Annotated in this window: 10 protein-coding genes and 1 pseudogene; 9 read left to right on the top strand and 2 right to left on the bottom strand. The window is 58.3% G+C overall.

Annotation, left to right across the window (positions count from 1 at the left end; genetic code table 11):
• Positions 1-8: 8 nt before the first annotated feature.
• The 6 genes from QPM17_RS01250 (at position 9) to prpF (ending at position 8,509) form a co-directional block, all read left to right on the top strand.
• Positions 9-1,163, top strand: coding sequence for an AI-2E family transporter (locus QPM17_RS01250; RefSeq protein WP_285388078.1), 1,155 nt, complete (start codon positions 9-11; stop codon positions 1,161-1,163).
• 119 nt (positions 1,164-1,282) lie between these two features.
• Positions 1,283-1,963: a GntR family transcriptional regulator gene (locus tag QPM17_RS01245; RefSeq protein WP_285388075.1), complete on the top strand. Its 681-nt coding sequence runs from the start codon at positions 1,283-1,285 to the stop codon at positions 1,961-1,963.
• A 110-nt stretch (positions 1,964-2,073) separates the two neighbouring features.
• Positions 2,074-2,961 (top strand): methylisocitrate lyase, encoded by an 888-nt coding sequence (gene prpB, locus QPM17_RS01240; protein ID WP_285388073.1) that lies wholly within the window; start codon positions 2,074-2,076, stop codon positions 2,959-2,961.
• 188 nt (positions 2,962-3,149) lie between these two features.
• Positions 3,150-4,277 (top strand): bifunctional 2-methylcitrate synthase/citrate synthase, encoded by a 1,128-nt coding sequence (prpC, locus tag QPM17_RS01235; RefSeq protein ID WP_285388072.1) that lies wholly within the window; start codon positions 3,150-3,152, stop codon positions 4,275-4,277.
• Between the two features lie 211 nt (positions 4,278-4,488).
• Positions 4,489-7,086: a Fe/S-dependent 2-methylisocitrate dehydratase AcnD gene (gene acnD / locus QPM17_RS01230; RefSeq protein ID WP_285388071.1), complete on the top strand. Its 2,598-nt coding sequence runs from the start codon at positions 4,489-4,491 to the stop codon at positions 7,084-7,086.
• A 238-nt stretch (positions 7,087-7,324) separates the two neighbouring features.
• The gene (gene prpF / locus QPM17_RS01225) at positions 7,325-8,509 is read left to right on the top strand and encodes a 2-methylaconitate cis-trans isomerase PrpF (protein WP_285388069.1); all 1,185 of its coding nucleotides are present in this window, start codon (positions 7,325-7,327) and stop codon (positions 8,507-8,509) included.
• A gap of 294 nt (positions 8,510-8,803) precedes the next feature.
• Here prpF and QPM17_RS01220 read toward each other — a convergent pair whose 3' ends face one another.
• Positions 8,804-10,285 (bottom strand): tetratricopeptide repeat protein, encoded by a 1,482-nt coding sequence (locus QPM17_RS01220; protein ID WP_285388788.1) that lies wholly within the window; start codon positions 10,283-10,285, stop codon positions 8,804-8,806.
• Between the two features lie 374 nt (positions 10,286-10,659).
• Between QPM17_RS01220 and QPM17_RS01215 the strand changes: the two genes are divergently transcribed.
• On the top strand, positions 10,660-11,775 hold the full coding sequence (locus tag QPM17_RS01215) for a PEP-CTERM sorting domain-containing protein (RefSeq protein WP_285388067.1): 1,116 nt from the start codon (positions 10,660-10,662) through the stop codon (positions 11,773-11,775).
• Between the two features lie 98 nt (positions 11,776-11,873).
• Here the strand turns inward: QPM17_RS01215 and QPM17_RS01210 are convergent.
• Positions 11,874-12,167 (bottom strand): annotated as a pseudogene (locus tag QPM17_RS01210) (transposase); the annotation flags it as partial.
• Positions 12,168-12,570: 403 nt separating this feature from the next.
• On the opposite strand from QPM17_RS01210, the gene prpD reads away from it, so the two are divergent.
• Together prpD and QPM17_RS01200 are read left to right on the top strand one after the other, a co-directional pair.
• On the top strand, positions 12,571-14,055 hold the full coding sequence (gene prpD, locus QPM17_RS01205) for a 2-methylcitrate dehydratase (RefSeq protein ID WP_285388065.1): 1,485 nt from the start codon (positions 12,571-12,573) through the stop codon (positions 14,053-14,055).
• Positions 14,056-14,265: 210 nt separating this feature from the next.
• A complete protein-coding gene (locus QPM17_RS01200; RefSeq protein WP_285388063.1) occupies positions 14,266-14,427 on the top strand; it encodes a PEP-CTERM sorting domain-containing protein in 162 nt (53 codons plus the stop codon).
• Positions 14,428-14,586: the final 159 nt, after the last annotated feature.

Raw genomic sequence — 14,586 nt, 5'->3', positions numbered from 1 at the left:
GCGCAAAAATGGGTATAGCGATGGAAAAGCAGGAAGCAAATCCGGAAGACCAGCCTGAGCGCAGCCTGATACCCAGGGTGGACGTGCGTAGCACCTCAATGATCATTCTCGCTTCTGTCGCGGCACTGTATTTCATCTCCTGGGCCCAGGCCGTGCTGGTACCTCTGGTGGGGGCGATTCTTATCAGCTACGCCCTGGACCCATTGGTGTCCGGGCTGGAAAAATTTCGGATTCCCCGCCCCCTGGGTGCTGCGCTGGTGTTGATCATTATGGTGGCCACCATTGCTGGTGCGAGTGTCCCGCTGAAGCGGGAGACCATGGCAATACTGGACAAGGCGCCTCTGGCCATTGAACAGTTCCAGCGTGCGGAAGCGCGCTCCGGTCCGAGGGAAGAAGGCGTCATGGAAAAGGCCGAGAATGTGGCCAAGAAAATTGAGGACAGTGCCGAGGAGGATGACGAAGAAGTGGTTTCCGGCAGGCCCGATGTGACGCGGGTAAGGGTAGTGGGCGAGAAGTTCAACATCTGGAAGTATTTGATGGAGGGGTCCTCGACAATACTGGTGCTGGTTTCCCAGGTATTTTCCGCGTTGCTGCTGGTGTATTTCATGCTGTCGGCAGGAAGGCTCTACAAGCGCAAAGTGGTCAGGCTGTCGGGGCCTTCCTTCCACCGCATGCGCAAAGCTGCGCGGATCATGAATGAGTTTCACAGCCAGGTGCGGCGTTTTCTGTTTGTGATGCTGCTGGGTGCTTTGTTTGTGGGATTTTTCACATGGCTGGTGTTTCTGTTAATGGGAATGGAGCAGCCGGTTTTCTGGGGCGTGGTTGCGGGTCTGGCAAGTGTTGCGCCCTACCTGGGGCCGTTTCTCGTGATGGCGGGGTCTGGAGTGGCCGCATTCATTCAGTTTGGCACCATCGATATGGCCTCACTTATCGCCCTTGCGTCGCTGGTGATTACCAGTATCCAGGGGAACCTGCTATTGCCTTTGCTCACCAGCCGCGTTTCCAGCCTCAATGAAATAGCCATTTTCATCGGCCTGCTGTTCTGGGGCTGGCTCTGGGGCCCGGTGGGACTCATCATTGCGACACCACTGTTAATGATCGTCAAAACCCTGTGCGACCATGTCAGTAATTTGCGGCCAGTGGGGGAGGTGCTGGGGAAATAGAAACGACGCCGAAAGATGTTATGTCAACAATTGATTAATCTTTGGTCGATGGATTGTTGACAATACCGCCTCATCGGCGTAAATTTTCGGTCATCACAGCCGCTATTGTTGACAAATCCATGTCAGAAGCCGCCATCCAGACCTACACTCGCGCCGACGAAGCCTTCGATTGTCTACAAACGGCTATCGTAAAAGGCGACCTTGTCCCAGGCGAGAAAATCGGTGAAGTCGAACTCTGCTCCCGTTTCAATCTGACCCGCGGCCCCCTGCGAGAAGCCCTTGGCCGACTTGAATCCCGTGGATTACTGGTCCGTCGGCCCCATGCGGGGGTAAAGGTGGTTTCCGTAAGCGCCGAAGAGCTCATGGAGCTCTACCGCATTCGGGAAATCATGGAAGGCCTTGCCGCGCGGCAGGCCGCCGAGCGAATGACAGATGAGGAAATCGCAGACCTCCACGCCACCCTCGACAGCCACGAGAAGATGATCGAACAGGCCCAGGGCCAGGCGTATTACCAGGCTGAGGGTGATTATGACTTTCATCACCGCATCGCCACCGGCAGCCGCAATACAAAACTCGCACAAATGCTGCTGGGTGATCTTTACTATATGGTCCGTATGTACCGTTATCGCCTGAGCACCTCCTCCGGCCGGCCCCACATGGCCCTGGGAGAACACCGAAGAATCGCAGAAGCTATTGCGCAGCGTGATGGCGAGCTGGCGGAGTTCCTGATGAAACGCCACATTAACGCCGCGCGCAGGAACATAGAAAACAAGATCCAGAACGGCACCTTGACGATCTAAAGGGGTCTGACCCCTCGGGGTCAGACCCCAAACAACCTGACAATGTATCAATATACTGGGGTCAGACCCCGAGGGGTCTGACCCCGAAGACCAACAAAGAGGCCACCACCATGTCCAAAAAACCATCCCCAGGCGCCCGTTTCCGCAAGGCCCTCAAAGACAACCACCCCCTGCAGATCGTCGGCACCATCAACGCCTACACCGCCATGATGGCCGAGAAAGTGGGCCACCAGGCCATTTATCTGTCGGGCGGCGGCGTTGCCAATGCTTCCTATGGCCTGCCGGACCTGGGTATCACCACCATGAACGACGTGGTTGAAGATGTGCGCCGTATTACCGCCGCCACCGATGTACCCTTGCTGGTCGATATCGACACCGGCTGGGGCGGCGCCTTCAACATTGCCCGCACCATCCAGGAAATGGAACGCGCCGGGGCTGCCGCAGTCCATATTGAAGACCAGGTGGCCCAGAAGCGCTGCGGCCATCGCCCCAACAAGGAAATCGTCTCCCAGGAAGAAATGGTCGACCGCATCAAGGCCGCCGTGGATGCCCGTGAAGACGATGACTTTTTCATTATGGCCCGCACAGATGCATTCCAGAAAGAAGGCCTCGACGCCGCCATCGAACGCGCCAAAGCCTGCATCGAAGCCGGCGCCGACGGCATCTTCGCCGAAGCTGTCACCGAGCTGGAACACTACAAGGCGTTCTCGGAAGCGCTGGACGTACCGGTACTGGCCAACATCACCGAATTCGGCGCCACGCCCCTGTACAACCGTAAGGAACTTGCAGAGGCCGGCGCCGGTATGGTGCTGTATCCGTTGAGCGCCTTCCGCGCCATGAACAAGGCGGCATTGACGGTTTATGAGAACATTCTCGAGAAAGGCGACCAGAAAGACGTCGTCGACCTGATGCAGACGCGGATGGAATTGTATGATTTTCTGAACTACCACGACTTCGAACAGAAGCTCGATGAGTTGTTTCAGCGGAAAGGCGGTTGATCCAGGGGTCTGACCCCGAACCTACTGACCCGCTAACAGGTCAGCACCAAGTGGGGTCAGATCGTAGGTCGGATTAGCGCAGCGTAATCCGACAAACAAGACTTACTGACCCGCTAATAGGTCAAAATAAATGGGGTCAGACCCGGGAGGGTCAGACCCCGAACCAAAACACGAGGGGGAGAAACACCATGGCTGAAGCAAAAAAACTCGGAGGCGCCGGCCTTCGCGGGCAGGTTGCCGGCGAAACCGCACTGTGTACTGTTGGCAAGAGCGGCGCAGGCCTGACTTATCGCGGCTATGACATCGCCGACCTGGCTGAGAAGGCCCAGTTTGAGGAAATCGCCTACCTGTTGCTGCGTGGCAAGTTGCCCAACCGCCAGGAACTGGACGACTACGTCAAGAAACTCCAAAGTATGCGTGGCCTGCCATATGCGTTGAAAACCGTACTGGAACACATCCCGAAGGAAGCTCATCCAATGGATGTGATGCGCACGGGTTGTTCCATGCTGGGTAATCTGGAGACCGAGCAGGATTTCAGCGAACAGGATGACAAGATCGACCGCATGCTGGCGGTTTTCCCGTCCATCATCACCTACTGGTACCGTTTCGCCCACGAAGGTGTGCGCATTGATACCGAGAGCGATGTAGACTCTATTGGTGGGCACTTCCTGGAGCTGCTACACGGCAAGAAGCCCAATGAGCTGCACGAGCGTGTCATGAACGTGTCCCTCATCCTGTACGCAGAGCACGAGTTCAATGCTTCTACCTTTACCGCCCGGGTGTGCGCCTCAACACTGTCCGACATTCACAGCTGCGTAACGGGCGCCATCGGCACACTGCGTGGTCCGCTGCACGGCGGTGCCAACGAGGCAGCCATGGAACTCATCCAGCGCTTCAAGACCCCGGACGAAGCAGAAGAAGGCCTGATGGGCATGCTCGAGCGCAAGGAAAAGATCATGGGCTTCGGCCACGCCATCTACAAGGAATCTGATCCACGCAACGCCATCATCAAGCAGTGGTCAAAGAAACTGGCGGACGAAGTGGGCGATACCGTGTTGTACCCGGTTTCCGAACGCTGTGAAGAAGTTATGTGGCGTGAGAAGAAACTGTTCTGTAACGCCGATTTCTTCCACGCCTCCGCCTATCACTTCATGGGCATTCCCACCGAGCTGTTCACCCCCATCTTCGTGATGTCCCGGGTATCCGGCTGGACCGCCCACGTGAAAGAGCAGCGCGAGAACAACCGCATCATCCGCCCGAGCGCCGATTACACAGGCCCTGCGGATTCGAAGTGGGTGCCAATCGACGAGCGATAGGGTCTCACCCCGGGTTCTCACCCCGGGGTCTGACCCCTTGGGGTCAGACCCCATAAATACTGATCAGGCAACAGACCCGCACCCAATTGCGCATGATTTAAACCGGGTCAGTAAATTTGGGGTCAGACCCCAAGGGGTCAGACCCCGACCAAACACCGTAGGTCGGATTAGCGAAGCGTAATCCGACAACGCAGGAATATGAGCAAAGCCCATGAACACCGACTACCGCAAACCCCTGCCAGGCACCGACCTGGACTATTTTGATACCCGCCAGGCCGTGGAAGACATCCAGGCCGGCGCCTACGACAAGCTCCCGTACACCTCCAAAATCCTGGCGGAGCAACTGGTTCGCCGCTGCGATCCAGCGGCACTGACGGATTCCCTGAAACAGCTGATCGAACGCAAGCGCGACCTGGACTTCCCCTGGTATCCCGCTCGCGTGGTGTGCCACGACATTTTGGGCCAGACCGCCCTGGTGGACCTGGCAGGCCTGCGTGACGCCATCGCGGAGAAGGGCGGTGATCCGGCCAAGGTCAACCCGGTGGTGCCTACCCAGTTGATTGTGGATCATTCCCTCGCCGTCGAGCATGCCGGTTTTGAAAAGGATGCCTTCGAGAAGAACCGTCAGATCGAAGACCGGCGCAACGACGACCGTTTCCACTTCATCAACTGGACCAAGACAGCGTTCAAGAACGTAGACGTGATTCCCCCCGGCAACGGCATCATGCACCAGATCAACCTGGAGAAGATGTCTCCGGTGGTACAGAACCGCGACGGCGTGGCTTTTCCGGATACCTGCGTAGGTACCGACAGCCATACCCCGATGGTGGATGCCCTGGGCGTCATTTCAGTCGGTGTTGGCGGCCTGGAAGCCGAGAGTGTCATGCTTGGCCGCGCCTCGATGATGCGCCTGCCGGACATCGTCGGAGTCGAGTTGGCCGGTAAACTGCAGCCGGGCATTACCAGTACCGACATGGTACTGGCGATCACCGAATTCCTGCGCAAGGAAAGGGTGGTCGGTGCCTATCTGGAGTTCTACGGCGAAGGCGCCGACAGCCTCACCGTGGGCGACCGCGCCACCATCTCCAACATGACTCCAGAATACGGTGCTACGGCAGCGATGTTCTACATCGACGGCCAGACTATCGATTACCTCAAGCTGACCGGTCGTGAAGACGATCAGATTGCCCTTGTTGAGAAGTACGCCAGAGAAACCGGCCTGTGGGCCGACAGCCTGAAAAACGCCGAGTACGAGCGTGTGCTGAAGTTTGACCTGTCCAAAGTAACCCGCACGCTGGCAGGCCCTTCCAACCCCCACGCGCACCTGCCGACCTCCGAACTGGCGGAGCGAGGTATTGCCGGCGAGTGGGTAAAGGAAGAAGGCAAGATGCCGGATGGCGCGTGCATCATCGCCGCCATCACCAGCTGCACCAACACCAGCAACCCCCGCAACATGGTGGCTGCCGGCCTGATCGCCCGTAACGCCAACAAACTGGGCCTGACCCGCAAGCCCTGGGTAAAAACCTCGCTGGCGCCGGGTTCCAAGACCGTTAAAATGTACCTGGAGGAAGCCAAACTGCTGTCAGAGCTGGAACAGCTGGGCTTTGGTGTCGTGGCGTTTGCCTGTACCACCTGTAACGGCATGAGCGGCGCCCTGGATCCGGAAATCCAGAAGGAAATCATCGACCGGGATCTGTATTCCACCGCCGTGCTTTCCGGTAACCGGAACTTCGACGGCCGGATTCACCCCTACGCCAAGCAGGCGTTCCTGGCATCACCGCCGCTGGTGGTTGCTTATGCCATTGCAGGCACCATCCGCTTTGACATCGAGAAGGATGCCCTGGGTTACGACAAGGACGGCAACCCCGTCACCCTAAAGGACATCTGGCCGGACGACGCAGAAATCGACGCCATCGTGAAGTCCGCCGTAAAGCCGGAACAGTTCCGCAGCACCTACATCCCGATGTTCGACATCACCCGGGATGCCCAGGCCAACACCAACCCGAACTACGACTGGCGGCCCCAGAGCACCTACATCCGTCGCCCGCCGTACTGGGAAGGAGGCATGGTGGGTGAGAAAACCCTCAAGGGCATGCGCCCGCTGGCGGTTCTGCCGGATAACATCACAACAGACCATCTGTCGCCGTCCAACGCGATCCTGATGAACAGCGCGGCCGGGGAGTATCTGCACAAAATGGGTGTTCCGGAGGAAGACTTCAACTCCTACGCCACCCACCGTGGAGATCACCTCACTGCCCAGCGTGCCACTTTCGCCAACCCGAAGCTGTTCAACGAAATGGTCCGGGACGAAAACGGCAACGTGAAGCAGGGCTCGTTGGCGCGTATCGAGCCGGAAGGCAAGGTCACCCGCATGTGGGAAGCCATCGAAACCTACATGGAGCGCAAGCAGCCGCTGATCATCATCGCCGGCGCCGACTACGGCCAGGGCTCCTCCCGTGACTGGGCCGCAAAAGGCGTGGCGCTGGCCGGTGTCGAAGCCATCGTTGCTGAGGGTTTTGAGCGTATCCACCGCACCAACCTGGTGGGTATGGGTGTCATGCCTCTGCAATTCGAAGAAGGCACTACCCGCAATACACTGGCCATTGATGGCACCGAAACCTACGACGTGGAGGGCACACCTGCGCCCCGCGCCGAACTCACGCTGGTCATCCACCGCAAGAACGGCAGCACAGAGCGTGTGCCGGTTGTTTGCCGCCTGGATACCGCTGAAGAAGTGTCTATCTACAGCGCTGGTGGTGTGTTGCAGCGATTCGCGGAAGATTTTCTGCAATCTGAGGGTGCGGCGTAGGGCCTATGGCCCAGGGGTCTGACCCCTCGGGGTCAGACCCCACCCATCTGACCAGTTTACCCGTCGGATTACGGCCCTCCAGGCCTAATCCGACCTACTTTAAAGTTGGCGACGAACCCCGTAGGTCGGATTAGCGAAGCGTAATCCGACACCAATGCCCCAGTTCGCCCCCAAACCTCCAAATGTAGGTCGGATTAGGCGAAGCCGTAATCCGACAACAAATCCAAAAGGTACCCCCATGCCCCATGCATCCCAGATAAAAATCCCCGCCACCTACATGCGCGGCGGCACCTCAAAAGGCGTCTTCTTCCGCCTCCAGGACCTGCCGGAAGCATGTCAGGTGCCGGGCGAGGCGAGAGACAAACTCCTGCTCCGGGTTATCGGCAGCCCGGACCCCTACCAGAAACAGATCGACGGTATGGGTGGCGCCACCTCCAGCACCAGTAAAACCGTCATCCTGGCCACACCGACGCAGCCGGACCATGACGTGGATTACCTGTTCGGCCAGGTCTCCATCGACAAACCCTTTGTCGACTGGAGCGGTAACTGCGGCAACCTCTCGGCCGCGGTGGGCGCCTTCGCCATCCACGGTGGCTTCGTCGCCAAAGACCGCATTCCGGAAAACGGCGTCGCGACTGTGCGGATCTGGCAGGCCAACATCAGAAAAACCATTGTCGCCCGGGTACCCATCACCAACGGCGAAGTTCAGGAAACCGGCGATTTCGAGCTGGACGGCGTGACCTTCCCGGCCGCCGAATTGCAGGTGGAATTCATGGACCCGGCCGATGGCGACGGCGCCATGTTCCCAACCGGCAACCTGGTGGATGACCTGGACGTGCCCGGAGTAGGCATGCTCAAGGCCACGATGATCAATGCCGGCATACCCACCATCTTCCTTAACGCCGAAGACATCGGCTACAAGGGCACCGAGCTGCAGGATGACATCAACAGCAGCCCGGAAGCCCTGGCGATGTTCGAAACCATCCGCGCCCACGGCGCCGTGAAGATGGGGCTGATCCAAAAGGTGGAAGAGGCAGCCAGCCGCCAACATACCCCCAAGGTCGCCTTTGTGGCCAAACCTTCGGAATACGTATCCTCAAGCGGGAAGACCATCGGGGCAGGAGACGTGGATGTATTGGTGCGGGCCCTCTCCATGGGCAAGCTCCACCACGCCATGATGGGTACCGCCGCCGTAGCCATAGCCACGGCCGCAGCGATTCCGGGGACCCTGGTAAACGAAGCCGCCGGTGGCGGCGACCGCACCTCGGTGACCTTCGGCCACCCCTCCGGCACCTTGCAGGTGGGCGCAGAAGCCAGCCAGGTGAATGGTCAGTGGACTGCCACAAAGGCCATTATGAGCCGCAGTGCGCGTGTGCTGATGGAAGGTTGGGTGAGGGTGCCCGGCGATTCCTTCGTTTCGTAGGAGTGAGAGATATGTCGGATTACGACCCTGCGGGTCTAATCCGACCTACGCGGGCAGCGCTCAAGCAACGTAGGTCGGATTAGCCGAAGGCGTAATCCGACAATCCAGCTAAAGTTCTGCCAACCGGGATTTTGCTTCAGATGCCCACTTGGCGTCAGGGCCAAGACGAATCGCCTCAGTTAGCTCTCGCCGCGCTGCAGAGAAAACCGCGGCGTTGTTGTTCGGCACTAATCTGTAGAGCTCTCCAGCTAATTCTGCGGCGGCTGAGGTATCGCGTTACGTCCAGAGAGGGTGTTACTGGTTTTTCAGCCGCGCCCTGGCGTCCTCCGCGTAACGGAATCCGTTATCAAGTTCCAAAGCTCGTAGGAGCTCCGCACGCCCCTCCGCGGACCTGCCTATTGCTATCAGCACACGCCCGTAATGGTAGGCGGCAATCGCGTACTCCGGCGCATCGGCGGTAAGCTCCGCGTACATATCTCGTGCGGCCGATACATCGCCGCTCCTGAACAGCGCCCAAGCAAGGGTGTCGCGCGCAGCGGCCACGTGACCTGCGACATCCACCGCCTGGCGAGCAAGGGCAACCGCCTGATCGGGGTCACGTTTGGTCAGAAGCTCGGCGAGATTGTTCAACGCCACCCAATTCTCCGGATCGGCCTCGAGTGCAGAATGGTATGCGGCAATGGCCGTATCGACATTGCCCCTCGTCCGCTCGATAGATCCCAACCAGACATGGTCACTCGGTTCCGCGTCTTGTCGAGAGGCCAGTCTTAAGGCAACGGCTTGCGCAGCGTCCAGTTGACCCAATCGGAACTGCGCCAGTCGTACACCTTTGAGCAACGACACGTTTCCGGGGGCGATTTCAAGGCCACGGTTGAAAGCGTCCAGCGCAGCTTCATACCTCCCCTCGCCACCGTAGGTGCGACCCAACTCGACCCAGGGCACGGCACTATCTGGGTACCTGTCCGCCGCTTGCTTGAACACGCGCTCCGCCTTTGCGAAGTCGAGACCATTACGATGGAAAGTGCCAAAATCGACATAGGCCTCCAGCGAAGGTGCCCGACGCAGTCTGGCCTCGAAATAACCACGCGATGCTGCGCGCTCGTTCTGTTCTGCCGCCGCCCTGGCCAGCATGGCAATCACTCGGTCGGGTGTGCCCTCAGGCAGGTCAGACCAGGGAGCGAGTAACTGCTGCACCCGCTCGACCTGCCCGGTACGAAAATACAACTCAGCAAGCCTCGGCTTTACGCCAAGCTCGCGGGGCGCTAGCTGGCGGGCCGCCGTTTCGAAATACCCGATTGCACGCTCGACCTCGCCATCGTCGATAGCCATCTTGCCGAGGTTCTCCAGTGCCCGCAGATTGTCCGGCTCAATTTCGAGGGCCCGCTCGAACGCCTGCCGCGATTGCTCACGCTGACCCCGAAACCGAAGAATCTCGCCCTTGACGACCAACGGCCCGGCGTTGCGCTCGTAGCGGTCCGCGGACTTGTCGAGCACGGAGATTGCCTCGTCATACTGCTTCAGGTTCGCGAGCGCGTAGCCAAGTATCTGCAGCGCGTCCGGCGCATCGGGGTGCTCTGCGAGGATCTCGCGCGCAAGGGACTCGGCGTCCTCGAACCTCGAGTCCATGAGCGCTCTGGTCGCCCGCAGTAGGATATCGCGCAGCTTGGGCTCCAGCGATTCCGCGGGTGTCGACAGCGCTTCCGCATCCGTTGATGATATGGGCACTGCGGAAACTTGGAGCGGAAGCAGCAAACCTATGGCGACGCCCACACCCATTGCAACGCTTTGCACCAGAACCCACCGCTTTCGCCAGTTTAAACGCATCCCGAATCCCTCGGTTGGTAGCCCCGAACATTGTTTAAGGAGTATTGATGAAATCCCGGAGGCCTTCAAGTGAAGTAACACCTTGTTCCAAGGCTAGGGGATGACGCACGACGGTGACAACCACCTGCGCCCAAACTGTCGAAGAAATTTACAGTTCCGGCATCCGGCCAGCGCACACTATCGGCATTGAAATCGGTAAATTGCTGTTTTTTTTTGATTCTCTGGTTGTTTTCGATCTTGGCCTAAGTATTGCGGGGTATTTTTTGCATCGTGCACCTGGGCGTGGCGTTCAGGTGCGCTCTAGCGCTTTATAGGGAGATAAGCTTATGAAAAATCAATTGAAAAGGGGGCTGGCAGCGATCCTTGTCGGCTTGTTGCTGGGCCCGGTCATCAGTTTCGCTGACACCATCAGCCCGGAATCCTTCTCTGCCGACCTCGCGGTCGGCGAAAGCGAAACCATCCGCAAGACCGTCGTCATCGAAGCGGCCGGGCCGGGCGGCGCGCTGATCGACGTGCACTTCCTGATCGATACCTCCGGCTCAATGGGGGGAGCCATTACCGGTGCCAAGTCTGCCGCGGCCGACATCCTCACCGGCCTGGCCGGATTCGGGGACCTGGCGACCGGCGTGGGCGTGTTCTCGGAAGGCGCCAGCCTCACCAACTCGGTGCCGGGTAACGTAATCAACCAGGACCTGACGACCGACACGACGACGGCGGCAAGCGCCATCGACGATGTGACACTGGGTAATCCCGATGGCGGCGGTGATTTCCCCGAGCGCGGTCAGGATGCGACCGCCCTGGCGGCAGAGAATGTCTCGTGGCGGCCGGGTTCCAACCGGTTCATCATTGCCCTGGGAGACGCCTCCTGGAAGAATGACCTCGTGAGTGATGCCGATGCCATCGCCGCGCTCGAAGACAACGACGTCAACCTGATCGGCTTGCGGTTCAGCAGCTTCTCAGGTAGCGATCCCGACAGCGACGATACCACGTTCACGCAGTCAGTAGAGGATTTGGGCGGCACCGTGTTCGACACCGGCACCGACCCGGACGACATCGTCGCTGCCATCCTGGCCGGTATCACCGGCAGCTTCTCCGAGTACAGCGAAGTGACGGTTGATGATCTGGGTGGCGGCTTGCCGGAGATCGGTGTTGAGACCACTTGCGTATCCGCGGACATCGGATCTTGCTCTGGTGCCATCGCGTCTGGCGACTTCGATCGCTCCATAGATCGGACGTTTGAGTTCGATGTGACCTTCACTCGCCTTGCGGCCGGTGACAAAGCGTTCGACACGTTCGCGCTGGTCGACGGGGGTATTGTCGCCAGGGAAGCGGATCGCTTTGGCGGTGACGCCGTTGATGTGCCCGAGCCCGGTACGCTGTCGTTGATTGGTCTTGGGCTCCTGGGACTGGGCGTCAGGGCACGCGGACGCCGGAGAGTGTAAGTGTAGAAGTGCGCGTAGTCTTTCCAAAGGCGGCCTCCAGCAGGCCGCTTTTTTGTTTGCCCGGCGAATCTGGCCAGTCGACTCAAGTCGCATTCGCCTTATCGCCTCACCAAGCTCAATCTCTCCTTGGTCGGGGGCCTTGGGGATCTCAGTCCAAGAGCTCTAATCATGGATTCAGGTGCCCCTTTCTTATCAGTGGCTAAGGTCCACTCGCCCCTGACTTTGTCCACGCCTCGCAACGAAAACTGCCGAAAGCCCATGACGTGCTTGATAATGCCAAACACCGGTTCCACCGTTTGTTTTCTCAGCGCGTACAGCGCCCGCCCGGACTGCGTCGTCAACTGGTGTTTCATCAACGCCACCGGATCTTCCGTATCAGGAGCCGGAGCGTCAGGCGCGAATCGGGCCAGCCCGCGCGCTACCGGCGATCAGAACAGCTGTGGTAGCGACGACCACTATGGCTTTGATTGTCACTAGCAAAGAGGCAAAATTTCGGATTGGCGTCATGTCAAACTCCCTGTTTAGCTCTTGATTGTGAATGCAATGTTCAAGCTGGGTCGGCCAACGACACGAATAACGCAGTTTCTGTCCCTGTTATGGACAATAAGGGAGAAATCAATAAGAGAGTATCTGATATGTATGATTATGGGCCCGCCTATTATTGAACTGTAAAATTATCCGAGGGCCTTATAAATGAATGGGATCCAGGAGCCTTAAACGCCGAACAACCTGAAATACGTCCCGTATTCAACTAGGCTGAATCGGTACAAGGTTTCAAATAAGGAGCAGACTGCAATGTCAGCAACATTCGATCTCAACGAGCGCCCCGACTACGACCACGTCATCCAGACCATTGCCGACTACACCCTCAACTACCGGATAAAGAGCAAAGAAGCCTGGAACACCGCCCGCAACTGCCTGATGGACACACTGGGTTGTGGGCTGCTGGCCCTGCGGTTTCCGGAATGCACCAAACACCTGGGCCCGATGGTGGAAGGCACCATAGTGCCCCATGGTGCCCGCGTTCCCGGAACACCCTTCCGGCTGGACCCGGTTAAAGCCGCCTGGGATATTGGCTGCATCATCCGCTGGCTGGATTACAACGACACCTGGCTGGCCGCAGAGTGGGGCCATCCCTCCGACAACCTGGGGGGTATTCTTGCGGTGGCTGACCACCTTTCCCAAAAGCGGGTGGCGGAAGGCAAAGCGCCACTGACCATGAAGGACGTGCTGGAAGCCATGATCCTGGCCCATGAAATCCAGGGTGTCCTGGCACTGGAAAACTCCTTCAACCGAGTGGGGCTGGACCACGTGGTGCTGGTCAAAGTGGCGTCCACAGCCGTGACTGCAAAGCTGATGGGTGCAAGCCGGGAGCAACTGCTGTCGGCACTGTCCCATGCCTGGGTGGATGGTCAGTCATTGCGGACATACCGTCACGCCCCCAACGCCGGTTCCCGCAAATCCTGGGCAGCAGGCGATGCCACCTCCCGTGCCGTGCGGCTGGCAGACATTGCCATGAAAGGGGAGATGGGCATTCCGAGCGCGTTGACAGCCCCCCAGTGGGGTTTCTACGACGTCCTGTTCAGCAAAACCAACAAGGACCAGAAGCTCAAGCCCGAAGACAAGCGTCAGTTTTCTTTACCCCAGGACTTCGGCTCCTATGTGATGGAGAACATCCTGTTCAAGATCTCCTTCCCGGCGGAGTTTCATGCCCAGACCGCCGCGGAAGCAGCGGTAACCCTGCATCCACACGTCAAAGACCGGCTCGACGAGATCGACCGCATTGTCATCACTACCCACGAATCGGCCATACGGATTATTTCCAAGCAGGGCAAACTGGCCAACGCGGCTGACAGGGACCATTGCCTGCAGTACATGGCCGCAGTGCCTTTGATTTTCGGCAGCCTGACGGCCGAGCACTACGAAGACAGTTTCCACGAGGCCAATCCGGTCATAGACCGTGTCCGTGAAAAAATGGAAGTCGTGGAGGATGAAAGGTATACCCGCGAGTATCTGGAAGAGGACAAGCGCTCTATCGCCAATGCCATCCAGGTGTTCTTCAACGACGGCACCAGCACCGACAAGGTTGCGGTTGAGTACCCCATCGGCCACCGCCGTCGCAGAAAAGAGGGCATCCCGCTATTGGAGGACAAATTCCGCAATAATCTCGCCACCCGGTTCCCGGGCCAGCGCTGTGAAGAAATCTTTCAGCTCTGCAAGGACCAGAAGGTGCTCGAGGGTACGCCAGTGCACGAATTTGTCAGCCTTTTTGTGATCTGAGCGCCAGTATCGGTATGTCAGATAAATTTACATACCCAAGGGGAGGGCTTCGTAAGTAGCTGTATTGTAGTTAAATAATAGTATGGCACGGCTCGTGCTCAAGGTACTCCAGTGCAAGTGAATGACATCAGGGCAATGGAGTACTGATATGAACAAGCTAACGCGCTTGGTAACGGAAGTATATTCTACATTTCACTGTTCGTTACTGCCGTGCTTGGCGATGTTTCCATCTTTTCCAATAACCCGGATGACGGCTACGGTCTGGACGACGTTACCGTTGGTGCGATTTCAGTCCCGGAGCCAGGCACGCTGGCGCTGTTCGGCCTTGGACTCGTTGCTCTTATATTGGCGCGAGAGCGCAAACAGTCGTAACGCCAGATACAGGAAGGGAGCTGATAACCATGGAGCTTGGGGTTGTCAGTTTCCTTTACACCTGGGCAGGTTCGTTTTGTTCGCTGGCGATTGCAGTAAATGAAAATTGCAGTACACTGCTGTTCACGTAACGCTGTATATAACGCACTGGATGCGTTT

The sequence above is a fragment of the Marinobacter azerbaijanicus genome (assembly GCF_030250645.1).
Classification (GTDB): Bacteria; Pseudomonadota; Gammaproteobacteria; order Pseudomonadales; family Oleiphilaceae; genus Marinobacter; species Marinobacter azerbaijanicus.
Note: the sequence above shows the minus strand (reverse complement) of the source record. Positions and strands in the feature narration are given on the sequence as shown.

Bases quoted from the DNA above. Each gene is read 5' to 3' on its own strand.
- QPM17_RS01250 (WP_285388078.1), top strand. From the start codon at position 9: ATGGGTATAGCGATGGAAAAGCAGGAAGCAAATCCGGAAGACCAGCCT.
- QPM17_RS01245 (WP_285388075.1), top strand. From the start codon at position 1,283: ATGTCAGAAGCCGCCATCCAGACCTACACTCGCGCCGACGAAGCCTTC.
- prpB (WP_285388073.1), top strand. From the start codon at position 2,074: ATGTCCAAAAAACCATCCCCAGGCGCCCGTTTCCGCAAGGCCCTCAAA.
- prpC (WP_285388072.1), top strand. From the start codon at position 3,150: ATGGCTGAAGCAAAAAAACTCGGAGGCGCCGGCCTTCGCGGGCAGGTT.
- acnD (WP_285388071.1), top strand. From the start codon at position 4,489: ATGAACACCGACTACCGCAAACCCCTGCCAGGCACCGACCTGGACTAT.
- prpF (WP_285388069.1), top strand. From the start codon at position 7,325: ATGCCCCATGCATCCCAGATAAAAATCCCCGCCACCTACATGCGCGGC.
- QPM17_RS01220 (WP_285388788.1), bottom strand. From the start codon at position 10,285: ATGGGTGTGGGCGTCGCCATAGGTTTGCTGCTTCCGCTCCAAGTTTCC.
- QPM17_RS01215 (WP_285388067.1), top strand. From the start codon at position 10,660: ATGAAAAATCAATTGAAAAGGGGGCTGGCAGCGATCCTTGTCGGCTTG.
- prpD (WP_285388065.1), top strand. From the start codon at position 12,571: ATGTCAGCAACATTCGATCTCAACGAGCGCCCCGACTACGACCACGTC.